Genomic DNA, 13,063 nt, shown 5'->3' with positions numbered 1-13,063 from the left:
GTAAACATAAGTTTCGGGATTTTTTTGTGGTACCTCCAGGAATCGAACCAGGGACACAAGGATTTTCAGTCCTTTGCTCTACCAACTGAGCTAAGGTACCTCGCCAAAGCGGTTGCAAATATATATTCATTTTTATTATTCGCCAAAATAAATTAGCAAAAAATGACCTAGATTAATCATTTATTTTTTAAAGTCTTGATAAACTATTGGTTATTAACATAAAGTTAAATAGGTGAATATTTCGCTACTGGTTTTGTAAATTTACAACTTTGTAATAAAATATGAATTTAATTATAGATGTTGGTAATTCTTTTGTGAAACTTGCTGTTTTTAAAGGGGGAGAACTTGAGCATAAAAAGACTGTTGATATTGATAGTATTTTAGAATACGTAAATGATTTAAAAGAAGAATACAAGGGAATTGAAAAGGCAATTATTTCATCAGTAGGAGAAGTAAAGAAAAGGGATATTAAAGCCATTAGTAAATTATTTGATTTATTAATTTTAAATCATGATACCAAATTACCTTTTGTAAATCTTTATAATACCCCTAAAACCTTAGGTGTAGACAGAATAGCTTTGGTTTGTGCTTCGGTTAACAAATTTCCTGAAAATAATGTGCTTATTATAGATGCAGGTTCTTGTATAACATATGATTTTGTAAATTCAAAGAATGAGTATTTAGGAGGTGCTATTTCACCAGGTTTGCGAATGCGCTATAAGGCTTTGAATACTTTTACAGCTAATTTACCGTTGTTAGAAACAGAAAAACCAAATGATATTACAGGAAAATCAACTAAAGAATCTATAAATTCTGGAGTTGTTTATGGTATTTTAAATGAAATTGATGGTGTTATTGAGGGTTACAAACTTAAATATCCAGATTTAACAGTTATTTTAACAGGTGGCGATGCTAAATTCTTGTCTAAACAATTAAAAAGTAGCATATTTGCCAATTCTAATTTTCTTTTAGAGGGATTGAACTATATTTTACAATTTAACTCAAACGAATGATAAAAAAACTTGTATTAGTTTTTATTGCAGTATTTGCAATTCACAGTTATGCTCAAGAAGGTACAGCTTCTCCATATTCTTATTATGGTCTTGGAAATCTTAAATTTAAAGGTACTGTAGAAAACAGAAGCATGGGAGGTCTAAGTATTTATACAGATAGTATTCATGTTAATTTACGTAATCCAGCCTCATATGCTGGAGAAAACGTTAGTATTTTTCCATTTAATGGAGAAAGCAGACCAGTGAAATTTTCAGTTGGAGGAAGTTATTCTTCTAGAGATTTAAAAAGTAATTCAGGTCAGGACAACGCTTCTTCAACTACTTTTGATTACTTAGCCATATCTGTTCCTGTTGGAAAATTTGGTTTAGGTTTTGGCTTATTGCCATATACATCTGTAGGTTATAAATTAGAATCATTGAATCAAAATGATGATATAGAGAATAGATTTAGAGGTGAAGGAGGACTTAATAAAGCATTCCTTGGTTTGGGCTACCAAATAAAAAAAGGTTTAACTGTTGGAATAGATTTTCAGTATAATTTTGGGAATGTACAAAACAGTGTTGTAGAGTATCAATATGATACTGATGGTACACCTATTCAATATCAATCTCGAGAAAACACAAGATCTGATTTAAGTGGATTAAATTTAAACTTTGGACTTTCTTACAAAACCATGTTAAGTGAAAAGTTAGAAATGGTTTCAGGTATTACTTATGCTCCAGAGAGTCTTTTAGGTTCTAAAAATGAGCGTTCATTTTCAACAATAACAACGAATACAAGTACAGGAGCCGAATTTGAATTAAATACAATTGATGTAGATCTAGAAGCCTTAGGTTTATTAGAAACTGATATAATTTTACCATCAAGGTTTTCGGCAGGAGCTGGTATAGGAGAACCAAGAAAGTGGTTTGTAGGAGCCGAATATTTATTTATTAATACTAGTAATATAAGAAGCGCAATACCAAGTACGAGTAACCCAACTACTTACGAAGATGGTTCTACGTTTTCATTAGGAGGTTTTTATATACCACAGTATAATTCTTTCTCAAGTTACTTTAAACGAGTTGTTTACAGAGCGGGAATGCGTTATGAAGACACAGGTTTAAATATAAATAATGAATCCATAAAAGAGTTTGGCATATCTTTTGGAGTAGGATTACCAGTTGGAAGTTATTTCTCTAATGCAAATTTAGGTTTCGAAATAGGAAAACGAGGAACAACAAACAATAATTTAATTCAAGAGAATTTTATTAATTTCCAATTAAGTTTATCTTTGAACGACAGATGGTTTCAAAAAAGGAAGTATGATTAACAGCATAAAATTATTATCATGAAAAAACAAATTACACTATTATTAACATTATTATTTATTGGACTAAATTTTGGTTTTGCACAACAAGATGAAGAGTGCATGACAAAACTTTCAATATTTCATGAATATGTAAAAGCAAAAAACTTTGATGCAGCTTATGAGCCTTGGATGGCTGTAAGAAATAAATGCCCAAAATTCAATAATGCTATATACGTAGATGGTGAGAAAATTTTAGAAGATAAAATTGAAAAATCTACAGGAGCTGAAAAAGTTGCATTTATAAATGATCTTTTAAAACTTTGGGAAGAAAGAGCATTACATTTTGCAAGTAAAACTCCAAAAGGAGAGTATGGAGCTCAAGCTTGTCAATTAATGTATGATAACAGAGATCAATTAGGTAAGACAAAAGAAGAATTATATGAGTGTTTTGATACTGCCTATAATTTAGATAAAGAAACATTTACAAACCCTAAAAGTTTATATACTTATTTTTCTTTAATGGTTGATTTATACGATGCAGGTAAAAAGCCAGCAAAAGATTTATTTAATAAGTATGATGATGTTGTAGAAAAGACTGAAGATGAAGTTAAGAACTACTCTGAAAAGTTAAATAAGCTTATTGAAAAAGAAGATGCAGGTACTGCTTTAACTAAAAAAGAAGGAAGTTACAAAAGATATTACGAGAGTTATTTAAAAGCTTATGACCAAATTTCTGGAAGTATTGATCAAAAATTAGGTGATAGAGCAAACTGTGAAAACTTAATACCGCTTTACCAAAAAGATTTTGAAGAAAACAAAACTAATGCAATTTGGTTACAAAGAGCAGCTGGTAAAATGTCTGAAAAAGAATGTACAGATGATCCATTATTCTTTGACTTAGTAAATGCTTACCACAAGTTAAGTCCGTCTGCAAATTCGGCTTACTACTTAGGTATCTTAAAAGATAAAGAAGGTAATTCTAGCGAAGCTATTAATTATTATAAGCAAGCTATCGATTTAGAAACAGATAACTTTAAAAAAGCTAAACTTAATAACAGAATTGGTTTAAAACTAAAAGCTAGAGGTAGTTACGGGCAAGCTAGAAGTTTCTTTAGAGAATCTTTAAGACTTAACCCATCAAACGGTCGTCCATACTTATCTATAGCAGCTATGTACGCATCAAGTGCTAATAGTTGTGGTGATACAAACTTTAATAAAAGAGCAGTGTATTGGTTAGCAGCTGATGAAGCCAGAAAAGCGGCACGAGTTGACCCAACACAAAGTAGTAACTCAGCTAAATCTGTAGCAAACTATTTAGCTAAAGCGCCTCAGAAATCTGAAATCTTTAGTTCTGGAAGATCTGGAGAAACTATTAAGATTGCTTGTTGGATTGGAGCTTCTATTACAGTGCCAAGTATTTAATGAAAAAAAAAGTAACATATTATATTCTAAACATAGTCACAGTAATTACTGTGACTATGTTTTTTTCATGTAACGACAATTTTAAACAAGTTCAAAAAATAGGTATTTCAGAGAATGAACCTATTGGTGTTGAATTTAATACCAATTTAAAATACACCGATTCTGGTAGAGTTACAGCAAACTTATTAAGTAATAAATCCTTAGACTACTCCAATAGAGATTTTCCGTTTTACGAATTTGTAGAAGGGGTAACTTTACACATTTACGATAAAAATAACAACAAAAGTACCATTATTGCAGACTATGCCATTGCCTATACAGAAACAGATTTGATTGATATGCAAAGTAATGTTGTTATCACAACTCATGATAATAGAGTTCTAAAAACAGATCAGTTGTTTTACGATCAAAAAAAAGAGTGGCTTTATACCAACAAACCTGTTTCGTTTAAAACAGAAGAAGATATTATAAACGGTAATGGCTTTGACTCTAATAGAGACTTTACAAATGCTGAAGTATTAGAAGTTACAGGTATAATTACACTAGAAGATTAATTTTTATTAATCAAAATAACCTTTCCCAATTTTAAGTATCTTTACATTTTAAATATTTAAAATGAAATATTATAAAATTTTTCAGTACGCTTACTTAGTATTTGCCGTTTTATTTATATATGATGGTGTTTCTAAATGGAATGATGGCACAAATGGTGCTTATATCTCATTGGGATTAGCAGCTTTGGCTGTTTTTATGTTTTTCTTCAGAAGAAAGTTTAGTAAAAAATACGATAACAGAGACAATTCAAACTAAATGAGCATTTATGTTATCATCATAATTGTATCGTTAATTCTTTCAGCTTTTTTTTCGGGTATGGAGATAGCTTATGTGTCTTCAAACAAAATTCATATAGAAATAGAGAAAAAACAAGAAGGTATTCTGGCCAAAGTATTAACTAAACTTACAGCAAAACCTTCAAAATTTATAGCTACTATGCTTATTGGTAATAATATAGCATTAGTTGTTTATGGGTTTTTTATGGGCGATATTTTGGTAAATTGGTTTCAATCATTATTACCAACACCTTATGGTTTTCTAAATTATTTATTAACAGATTTAAGCCTGTTATCACAAACCATTATATCTACAATATTAATTTTAATAACTGCCGAATTTTTACCTAAAGTATTCTTTCAAATATATTCTAACACCTTAATTAAGGTTTTAGCAATACCTGCGTATTTGTTCTATTTGTTATTTTCATTGATTTCGGATTTTGTGATTTGGATTTCAGATTTTGTCTTAAAACATTTCTTTAAAACAGATGGCGATCAAATACAGTTAGCATTCACAAAAGTAGAGCTTGGAAATTATATAAGCGAGCAAATGGAATCTGTAGAAGAGCACGATGATGTAGATACCGAAATACAAATTTTTCAGAATGCATTAGAATTTTCCGATGTAAAAGCACGTGAGGTTATGGTACCACGTACCGAAATTATTGCTGTTGAAATTCATGACTCCATAAAATCACTTAATACACTTTTTACAGAAACAGGACGAACAAAAATTCTAGTTTATAAAGATACGATTGACGATATTTTAGGGTATGTGCACTCATTTGATTTGTTCAAAAAAACAAAAACTATTAAATCTATGATGCATCCTGTTGAATTTGTGCCAGAAACGGTGCTTATTAAAGATGTATTAAGCGTACTTACAAAAAAGCGAAAAAGTATTGCAGTTATATTGGATGAATACGGAGGTACATCTGGTATTATGACAGTAGAAGATATTGTAGAAGAGTTATTTGGTGAGATTGAAGACGAGCACGATTCTGTAGATTTAGTTGAAGAAAAAATAGATGATTACACATACAAGCTTTCTGCACGTTTAGAGGTGGATTATATTAATGAAACTTATAAAATAAATCTTCCCGATGGTGAAAATTATGAAACCCTTGGAGGTTTAATAGTTAACCATACTCAGGAGATTCCAAAGCAAAATGATATAGTAAAAATTGACAACTTTCAATTTACAATTTTAGAAGTCTCAAACACTAAAGTTGACATGGTTGAACTTAAAGTGTTACAAGAAGATTAAAATACTAAGTTCTACTTTTATTATTGAATAGAAAATGGTATTTTCGCGCACGATATTTTTGTCAGTTTATTTAAATTGGCACCAACTTAACAAGCAATCCCAATCAAAGGATTTATTAAAAATTTAATTTACAAATGGCAGTTTTAAATAAGATAAGACAACGTTCACTATTCTTAATATTAATCATCGCATTAGCGCTATTCTCTTTTGTATTAGCAGATTTGTTTAAAAACAGTGATGCATTAACAGCTAAGTCGCAAAATATTGTTGCAACTATTAATGGAAAAGACATTACCCGTGAAGACTTTTTACAAAAAGTAGAAGCTGCACAAAGGCAAATGGGACCAAATGTTACCAATACTCAAGTTATGAACAGAGTTTGGGATCAAGAAGTAAGACAAGCTGTAATGGAAACTCAATTTGAAGAGTTAGGAATTACAGTTGAAAAAGACCAAATGAGAGATTTGTTAAGAACCTCTTTAGCAACAAGTCCAGAATTTTTAAACGAAGCGGGATTATTTGATGAGAATAAATTAAATGAATACATCGCTAATTTAAAAGAAACATCACCAGCAGGTTATGAGAGTTGGGTTAATTACGAAAAACAAGTTGCTGCAAATGCATTACAACAAAACTATTTTAATTTAGTTAAAGCTGGTTTAACAGGAACTTTAGCAGAAGGCGAATTAGAGCATAAATTAGAAGGTAATAAAGTTGATATTAAATTTGTACAGGTTTCATACTCATCAATTCCAGATAGTACAGTAACTGTTTCTAAATCTGATATTTCAAAATATATTAACGATAATAAAAAGAAATATGAAGTAGAAGCTTCAAGAGATATTCGTTTTGTAGAGTTTAAAGAAGTAGCATCAGTTGAAGATGAAAATGCTATTAAAGCAGAACTTGAAACTTATGTGAATGGACGATTTGTTGATGAAACAGGAAGAAAAGATACTATTGTAGCTTTTTCTAAAGTTAAAAACAATGAAGATTATATTAACTTAATTGCAGCTTCAGATATTAAATTCAATAAACGTTTTGTTTTTAAATCAGGTTTACCAGCTGCAGTAGCAGATAGCATCTATAACTTAAACGAAGGTGAAATTTATGGTCCATACAAAGAAAATGGTTATTTTAAAATTTCAAAGTTAATAGCTGTTAAACAAATTCCAGATTCAGCTAAAGTAAGACACATTTTAATTCCTTTTAGAGGCGCTCAAAGTGCTGGTCCAGAGGTTGTGCAAACTGAGGTAGAGGCAAAAAACACTGCAGATAGTTTATTAACTATACTTAAATCTAATCGTTCAAGATTTACCGAGTTTGTAACAGATTATTCTTCAGATCAAGGTAGTATTGCTAATGAAGGTCGTTACGATTGGCATTCTTACAACACTATGGTACCAGAGTTCAATGATTTTGAATTTGAAGGAAAAACAGGTGATTTAGGAGTAGTTAAAACAGTTTTCGGATTTCATATTATAGAAGTTGAAGGACAAAAGAATAAAAAGAAAGCAGTTCAAGTAGGAACTATTGCAAGAAAAATAGAGCCATCTGAAGCAACTAGCGATAAAGTATTTAGAGACGCTTCAAATTTTGAAATTGATGCAGGAAAAGGTGATTTTGAAGCTCTGGCTAAAGAGAATAAATATACTATTAGACCAGTAAATGGTATTAAAGTTTTAGATGAATCTATTCCTGGTGTTGGCAACCAAAGACCAATTGTACGTTGGACTTTTGAAGAAGAAGCAAAGGGTGGAGATATTAAACGTTTTAATATTCCTGGAGGTTATGTAATAGCACAATTAGTTGCTAAACATAAAGAAGGAATAATGTCTGTTGAAGATGCAACCGCTTCTGTATTACCAATTATTAGAAAAGAGAAAAAAGCTAAAATAATTAGAGATAGAGTTTCTGTTTCTACTTTAGAAGATTTAGCTGCTGCTGAAAATACAACTGTTAGAACAGCAACAAATGTTAATATGAAAAATCCAACTATATCTGGAGCAGGAAGAGAACCATTAGTTGTTGGGTCTGCGTTTGGATTAAACGAAGGAGAAACATCAAAATTAATTGACGGTGCAAATGGTGTTTATATGATTCAAGTAACAAAAGTTACTCCAGCTGTTGAGTTAGATAATTATCAAGCTGCTGCTAACCGAGTTGAGCAACAAAAATCTAGTACTGTAAACTCAAAGTTATACAATGCTCTAAAAGAAGCAGCAGATATTGAAGATAACAGAGCAAAAACTCAAGTTCAATAATAATATAAGAACAGTTTAAATTAAAGCCTCGTTTTTCGAGGCTTTTTTTATAATATTTAGTTATTATTTTATAAGAACTGTTGATAACTTAACTGTAAGTTTTCTATCAAAAATCCTACTTTTGTTAAGATTATAAAGATGAAATATTATGTCTGATACAATAGAAAAAGTAAAGTGCTTAATAATAGGTTCTGGACCTGCTGGTTATACAGCAGCCATATATGCTGCTAGAGCAAATATGAAGCCGGTTTTATACCAGGGAACGCAACCAGGAGGTCAGTTAACAACAACTAATGAAGTTGAAAATTTTCCGGGTTATCCAGATGGTATTACAGGACCAGAAATGATGATGGAACTACAAAAGCAAGCAGAACGTTTTGAAACAGATGTACGCCATGGTTGGATAACGAAAGTGGATTTTTCTGGAGATGTTCATAAAGTTTGGGTTAATGATGAAAAAGAAATTCACTGCGATACTGTAATTATTTCAACAGGAGCATCGGCTAAATATTTAGGGCTAGATTCTGAACAAAAGTATTTAAAATTAGGTGGCGGTGTTTCAGCATGTGCGGTATGTGATGGATTCTTTTACAGAAACCAAGAAGTTGTAATTGTTGGCGCAGGAGATTCAGCTTGTGAAGAAGCACATTACTTATCAAAACTTTGTAAAAAAGTAACTATGTTGGTAAGACGTGATGAATTTAGAGCGTCTAAAATTATGGCTGCACGAGTGCAGAATACAGAAAATATTGAAATTTTATTCAATACAGAAACAGATGAAGTTTTAGGTGACGGACAAGTTGTAACTGGAGTTCGAGTTTTTAATAACCAAACTCAAGAAAAACATGAGATTCCTGCTACTGGATTTTTCGTTGCTATAGGTCATAAACCTAATACAGATATTTTTAAAGACTTTTTAGATTTAGATGAAACAGGATATATTATAAATGTACCTGGAACTTCTAAAACCAATATAGAAGGCGTATTTGTCTCAGGTGATGCAGCAGACCATGTTTATAGACAAGCAGTAACTGCTGCTGGTACAGGTTGTATGGCGGCTTTAGATGCAGAACGTTATTTAGCAGCTAAAGACTCTAGTTTTGAAGTATCTACTTCAACATATAACTAGTTATTAAAATAAGAATAAAATAAAAAGCCTAAGCATTAGCTCAGGCTTTTTTTTATGTTTTAATCTTAAAAGTTATACTGCAACGGGTACTATTAGCTGTTTTTTAAACTCATTAGGAGTTATACCATATTTTTCTTTAAATATTTTAGAAAAATAGCTTCTACTTGTAAAACCAATGGTATAAACAATTTGAGATATATTTAAGTCTGTGGTAGTTATTAAGTCTCTTGATGCTTCTAAACGCACATGTCTTATATATTCTGTTACCGTTCTAGTATAAAGAAATTTAAAACCATCCTGTAACTTAGCCTGAGATAAGCCTGAGTTTGCAGAAAGTTGTTCTAAAGAGTAATCTTTTGCTGGGTTTTTAACAATGGCTTGACCAAGTTTTCTAATGGTAACAAGTTCACTTTTTAAAAGCGATGTTGGTAAAGGTACTCCTTGTTGTAATTTATTATGTTGTTGAATATGCATTGACAAAATCTCATAAACTTTAGCTTCAATTTTTAAAACTCTAAGCATGCCTTTAGTTCTTATATTCCAAAGTTTTTTTACATGATCAGCCATTTTTAAATTTAAAGTACCATAATGTCTAAACCTGTTTTCATGATCGGTATCAACAAAAACCTCATATAATTTCTTATTTAAAGTAGACACATTGGTTGTACGTTTCTTTAAAAAATGTTTTCTTACAATTTGTATAACATTAATTTGGAGTTTTTCATCTTTAGGAAAATGGATATAATTAACGCCATTTGTTTTATTAGTAAATATTAAAGATTGAAATTGATCAACTAACTCTTCTTTATTATCAATGCCAAATCTATGTTTAAAAGTTCCACTAAGCGGATAAATAAATCGTATTGGATTAAATTCTGAAGCATGAATTTTAAGCCTAACTTCATCTTTAAAAGTTATATTATAGTCTATAGTATTTACACCCCAATCAAAAGGAATAAACCGGATGCTTCCACTAGCCATATCGTTATCAACAACTAAAGTATATTCACTCCACTTTTCATTTATTGTACCACCAATATGTTTTTTAATTTCTTCAAGGATTTCTTTGGTGTTATCTGCTATAATTTCAATTTCTATCATACCTGTTATTTGTTATTCAAAAGCGGTTCAAAATCTATATACGTATAGTTTATTTCCCCCAGATGCTCATATACATTTTCGCCTGTTTTTAAGTTTCCCCAATATGTTTTATTATCTAGTTCTTTCATATTGTATTGAGCAAGTAAATTCTCAGACATTAACAAATATTCATCTTTTGGGACTTTATTTTTAAGCAATTTATGTGCAATAATTACATCTTCGCCCATAAGTTTTATATGTTTTCCAATCTGTACAGTTTCTATATCATTACCGTAGTGTAAAATAATTTTTAAACCAAGGGTTCTGGGTATTTTATGGCTATCATCACTATAACTATGTTTGTCTTTTAAGCTGTATAGTTGTTTATAAAATTCCTTATAAAAAATTATACATTGGTCAATTAATATGTTTAATGATGGTAATTTTCCAGAACGATAAAATAAAACGGCATCGCCTTCAATTTCAGAAACTTTCAAACCTATTTTATTCGAATAAATAATTTTATTCAACAAAGCAGGTATCACTTTAGAAGTTAAATCAGAATCTGTTTCGCTCATAAATTGAGTAAAACCGCTAATATCTGGAATACAAATTAGCATAGGGTTGGTTTGTTTTTATGGTTATTCTAATAAATAGAAAACTAAAGGTAATATTATTTAATTCATAAAACCATAATACGAATTAAAAAAACCATTAGAGTTAATCTTTATTTTGAATGAACAAAGCCTAATAGTTTTAGTACGCTAATTTTGAATGTATTAAAATAAAACTACAACTATGAATATTTTTGAAGCCATTAGAAAAGATCATGATACTCAAAGAGATCTATTAAAAAAGTTAGTTGAAACGTCTGGCGATACTAAAAAACGAGATGAATTATTTAAAGCTGTTAAAAATGAGCTTGAAGTTCATGCTGATGCCGAGGAACGTCATTTTTATAAACCATTAATAAGTAATGATATGATGCAGGAAAAAGCAAGACATGGTATTGCAGAACATCATGAAATAGATGAATTAATAGAACAGCTTGAAGAAACAGATTATGATTCTTCTGCTTGGTTGAAAATTGCTAAAGATTTAAAAGAAAAAGTTGAACATCATTTGGATGATGAAGAACATAAGTTTTTTCAACTAGCTGGAAAAGTGTTTTCTGAAACTAAAAAACAAAGTCTAGCAAAAGATTACATAGAGTATATGAAAAGTAATATTTGATGTTTTTTTTGAAATGAGTTAATAATGATAGGTTTTGAACTAACTATAAATTCTAATCTGTTATAATTTTACATCAGTAAAACAAAAGTAAGCGTGTTAAAGTATTAACACAGATGTAAACCAGTAGGCATCTTAAAATAAATTACTGCTAATATAAAACCCATACAATTATGAGTAATTACACAAAAGAAATTGGAGACAAGTTAAATGATTTACTAGAAAAGACCTATGATGCAGAAAAAGGATTTAAAAAAGCAGCCGATAATGTAGATAATGCAGCTTTAAAATCTTATTTCAACCAAAAAGCACAAGAGCGTTATGATTTTGGGCATGAGTTGAAATCTGAATTAAAATCATTCAATCAAGACATTGATAAAGGCGGAAGTATTGCTGGAGATGCACATAGAGCTTGGATGGATATTAAGGCGATGTTTTCTTCAGAGAATGAAGAATCTATGTTAGAAGAAGCTATTAGAGGAGAAAAATCTGCCATTAGTGAATATAGAGAGGTAATTAACGAAACAGCTTTACCTTTTAGCACTAAATCAATTTTAGAATCTCAAAAAAATAAAATTGAAAGTGGCTTGTCAAGAATAAAAACTTTAGAAGATTTAAGTTAAAAATCTATTACATACAATATTATATCAATTTTTAAGCAGTAATTCTTAACTGTAATAAATTGATTTGATTTTGGTTGGTTTGTTAGTTAGACCTCAGTATTTTTTTATAGATGCTGGGGTCTTTTTTGTTTTGTTATAATACTGAAAATCAATTTATTAAAAGAGTTAATATGTTGATTGTTTGAGTTAATCTATCCTCTTCAATTGTTAGATATTTGTATTAAGGAAATTTGAGAGACAGATTTCTATTAACTATTAAAACCATAAATTATGTTACGTTGGACAATCACATTTATTATAATCGCTATTATAGCTGGAATTTTAGGATTTGGAGGTATAGCTGGAGCTTCAGCTGGAATAGCAAAAATCTTATTTTTTATTTTCTTAGTACTATTTGTACTATCATTATTAAAAGGTATTGTTAAAAAGTAGAATTATTAATCAATAAAACCAGAATTATGAAAAAATTAATATATGCAATAGTATTTTTATTTACTGTTTCAACAGTATTTACAGGGTGTAGAGATAAAAAATCTGATGATGTAGAAGATGTTATCGATGATGTTGGTGACGCTGCTGAGGATGCTGCCGATGAAGTTGAAGATGCAGTAGATTAATACAAATCAATAATAAAAACACAAAAGCCAGAGCTTAAGCTCTGGCTTTTGTGTTTTGCAATAATTCTAAAAATTATAGTTTTAAGTTTTACTAAAAAGTGTTTACTTTGAAAACTGAAAAATAATTCGGGATGTGGCGCAGTCCGGTTAGCGTACACGGCTGGGGGCCGTGTGGTCGCAGGTTCAAATCCTGTCATCCCGACAAAACTAATTTAAATATTTGTGTAGAAAGTTTACTTTCTTAAATAAAGCCTTTATATTTAAATAAAGTTTCTAAACGCTTACAAATTTTT

Annotated in this window: 14 protein-coding genes and 2 tRNA genes; 13 read left to right on the top strand and 3 right to left on the bottom strand. The window is 30.1% G+C overall.

The genetic code is table 11. The features are described from left to right. Positions 1-27: 27 nt before the first annotated feature. Positions 28-100, bottom strand: a tRNA-Phe gene (locus tag MBM09_RS14640). Between the two features lie 181 nt (positions 101-281). Here MBM09_RS14640 and MBM09_RS14635 point away from each other — a divergent pair. From MBM09_RS14635 to trxB, 8 genes are all read left to right on the top strand, one after another. Next, entirely contained in the window at positions 282-1,013 is a 732-nt protein-coding gene (locus MBM09_RS14635; protein ID WP_238674460.1) for a type III pantothenate kinase, read from the top strand. Then, a complete protein-coding gene (locus MBM09_RS14630; protein WP_238674459.1) occupies positions 1,010-2,326 on the top strand; it encodes a hypothetical protein in 1,317 nt (438 codons plus the stop codon). The genes MBM09_RS14635 and MBM09_RS14630 overlap by 4 nt, the downstream gene beginning before the upstream one ends. 18 nt (positions 2,327-2,344) lie before the next feature. Then, positions 2,345-3,727, top strand: coding sequence for a hypothetical protein (locus MBM09_RS14625; protein WP_238674458.1), 1,383 nt, complete (start codon positions 2,345-2,347; stop codon positions 3,725-3,727). Beyond that, complete coding sequence (lptC, locus tag MBM09_RS14620; RefSeq protein ID WP_238674457.1) at positions 3,727-4,281, top strand: LPS export ABC transporter periplasmic protein LptC; 555 nt, start codon at positions 3,727-3,729, stop codon at positions 4,279-4,281. Before MBM09_RS14625 ends, lptC begins: the two co-directional genes overlap by 1 nt. Before the next feature lie 61 nt (positions 4,282-4,342). Beyond that, positions 4,343-4,537: a hypothetical protein gene (locus MBM09_RS14615; protein ID WP_238674456.1), complete on the top strand. Its 195-nt coding sequence runs from the start codon at positions 4,343-4,345 to the stop codon at positions 4,535-4,537. Continuing rightward, complete coding sequence (locus MBM09_RS14610; protein ID WP_238674455.1) at positions 4,538-5,827, top strand: hemolysin family protein; 1,290 nt, start codon at positions 4,538-4,540, stop codon at positions 5,825-5,827. A gap of 134 nt (positions 5,828-5,961) precedes the next feature. Beyond that, entirely contained in the window at positions 5,962-8,091 is a 2,130-nt protein-coding gene (locus MBM09_RS14605) for a peptidylprolyl isomerase (RefSeq protein WP_238674454.1), read from the top strand. A 148-nt stretch (positions 8,092-8,239) separates the two neighbouring features. Continuing rightward, positions 8,240-9,220 (top strand): thioredoxin-disulfide reductase, encoded by a 981-nt coding sequence (gene trxB / locus MBM09_RS14600; protein WP_238674453.1) that lies wholly within the window; start codon positions 8,240-8,242, stop codon positions 9,218-9,220. 72 nt (positions 9,221-9,292) lie between these two features. Here the strand turns inward: trxB and MBM09_RS14595 are convergent, their stop codons facing one another. Both MBM09_RS14595 and MBM09_RS14590 read right to left on the bottom strand, forming a co-directional pair. Continuing rightward, positions 9,293-10,321 carry an AraC family transcriptional regulator gene (locus MBM09_RS14595; RefSeq protein WP_238674452.1) on the bottom strand — a complete coding sequence of 343 codons (1,029 nt, stop codon included), beginning with the start codon at positions 10,319-10,321 and terminating at the stop codon, positions 9,293-9,295. 5 nt (positions 10,322-10,326) lie between these two features. Next, positions 10,327-10,920 (bottom strand): DUF2652 domain-containing protein, encoded by a 594-nt coding sequence (locus MBM09_RS14590; RefSeq protein WP_238674451.1) that lies wholly within the window; start codon positions 10,918-10,920, stop codon positions 10,327-10,329. A gap of 178 nt (positions 10,921-11,098) precedes the next feature. Between MBM09_RS14590 and MBM09_RS14585 the strand changes: the two genes are divergently transcribed. The 5 genes from MBM09_RS14585 (at position 11,099) to MBM09_RS14565 (ending at position 12,972) form a co-directional block, all read left to right on the top strand. Further along, the gene (locus MBM09_RS14585) at positions 11,099-11,533 is read left to right on the top strand and encodes a hemerythrin domain-containing protein (protein WP_238674450.1); all 435 of its coding nucleotides are present in this window, start codon (positions 11,099-11,101) and stop codon (positions 11,531-11,533) included. Between the two features lie 170 nt (positions 11,534-11,703). Further along, the gene (locus tag MBM09_RS14580; protein ID WP_238674449.1) at positions 11,704-12,153 is read left to right on the top strand and encodes a PA2169 family four-helix-bundle protein; all 450 of its coding nucleotides are present in this window, start codon (positions 11,704-11,706) and stop codon (positions 12,151-12,153) included. A gap of 270 nt (positions 12,154-12,423) precedes the next feature. After that, positions 12,424-12,585 (top strand): DUF1328 family protein, encoded by a 162-nt coding sequence (locus MBM09_RS14575; protein ID WP_238674448.1) that lies wholly within the window; start codon positions 12,424-12,426, stop codon positions 12,583-12,585. A 26-nt stretch (positions 12,586-12,611) separates the two neighbouring features. Further along, positions 12,612-12,770, top strand: a complete 159-nt coding sequence (locus tag MBM09_RS14570; protein ID WP_238674447.1) for a hypothetical protein — start codon at positions 12,612-12,614, stop codon at positions 12,768-12,770. A 127-nt stretch (positions 12,771-12,897) separates the two neighbouring features. After that, positions 12,898-12,972, top strand: a tRNA-Pro gene (locus MBM09_RS14565). Positions 12,973-13,063: the final 91 nt, after the last annotated feature.

This window comes from Flaviramulus sp. BrNp1-15, assembly GCF_022259695.1.
Classification (GTDB): Bacteria; Bacteroidota; Bacteroidia; order Flavobacteriales; family Flavobacteriaceae; genus BrNp1-15.
This window is presented reverse-complemented; position numbering and strand designations above follow the sequence as displayed.

Coding starts and splice junctions, on each gene's coding strand:
- lptC (WP_238674457.1), top strand. CDS start 3,727: ATGAAAAAAAAAGTAACATATTATATTCTAAACATAGTCACAGTAATT.
- MBM09_RS14605 (WP_238674454.1), top strand. CDS start 5,962: ATGGCAGTTTTAAATAAGATAAGACAACGTTCACTATTCTTAATATTA.
- MBM09_RS14575 (WP_238674448.1), top strand. CDS start 12,424: ATGTTACGTTGGACAATCACATTTATTATAATCGCTATTATAGCTGGA.
- MBM09_RS14595 (WP_238674452.1), bottom strand. CDS start 10,321: ATGATAGAAATTGAAATTATAGCAGATAACACCAAAGAAATCCTTGAA.
- MBM09_RS14630 (WP_238674459.1), top strand. CDS start 1,010: ATGATAAAAAAACTTGTATTAGTTTTTATTGCAGTATTTGCAATTCAC.
- MBM09_RS14615 (WP_238674456.1), top strand. CDS start 4,343: ATGAAATATTATAAAATTTTTCAGTACGCTTACTTAGTATTTGCCGTT.
- MBM09_RS14590 (WP_238674451.1), bottom strand. CDS start 10,920: ATGCTAATTTGTATTCCAGATATTAGCGGTTTTACTCAATTTATGAGC.
- MBM09_RS14580 (WP_238674449.1), top strand. CDS start 11,704: ATGAGTAATTACACAAAAGAAATTGGAGACAAGTTAAATGATTTACTA.
- MBM09_RS14610 (WP_238674455.1), top strand. CDS start 4,538: ATGAGCATTTATGTTATCATCATAATTGTATCGTTAATTCTTTCAGCT.
- MBM09_RS14625 (WP_238674458.1), top strand. CDS start 2,345: ATGAAAAAACAAATTACACTATTATTAACATTATTATTTATTGGACTA.
- trxB (WP_238674453.1), top strand. CDS start 8,240: ATGTCTGATACAATAGAAAAAGTAAAGTGCTTAATAATAGGTTCTGGA.
- MBM09_RS14585 (WP_238674450.1), top strand. CDS start 11,099: ATGAATATTTTTGAAGCCATTAGAAAAGATCATGATACTCAAAGAGAT.
- MBM09_RS14570 (WP_238674447.1), top strand. CDS start 12,612: ATGAAAAAATTAATATATGCAATAGTATTTTTATTTACTGTTTCAACA.
- MBM09_RS14635 (WP_238674460.1), top strand. CDS start 282: ATGAATTTAATTATAGATGTTGGTAATTCTTTTGTGAAACTTGCTGTT.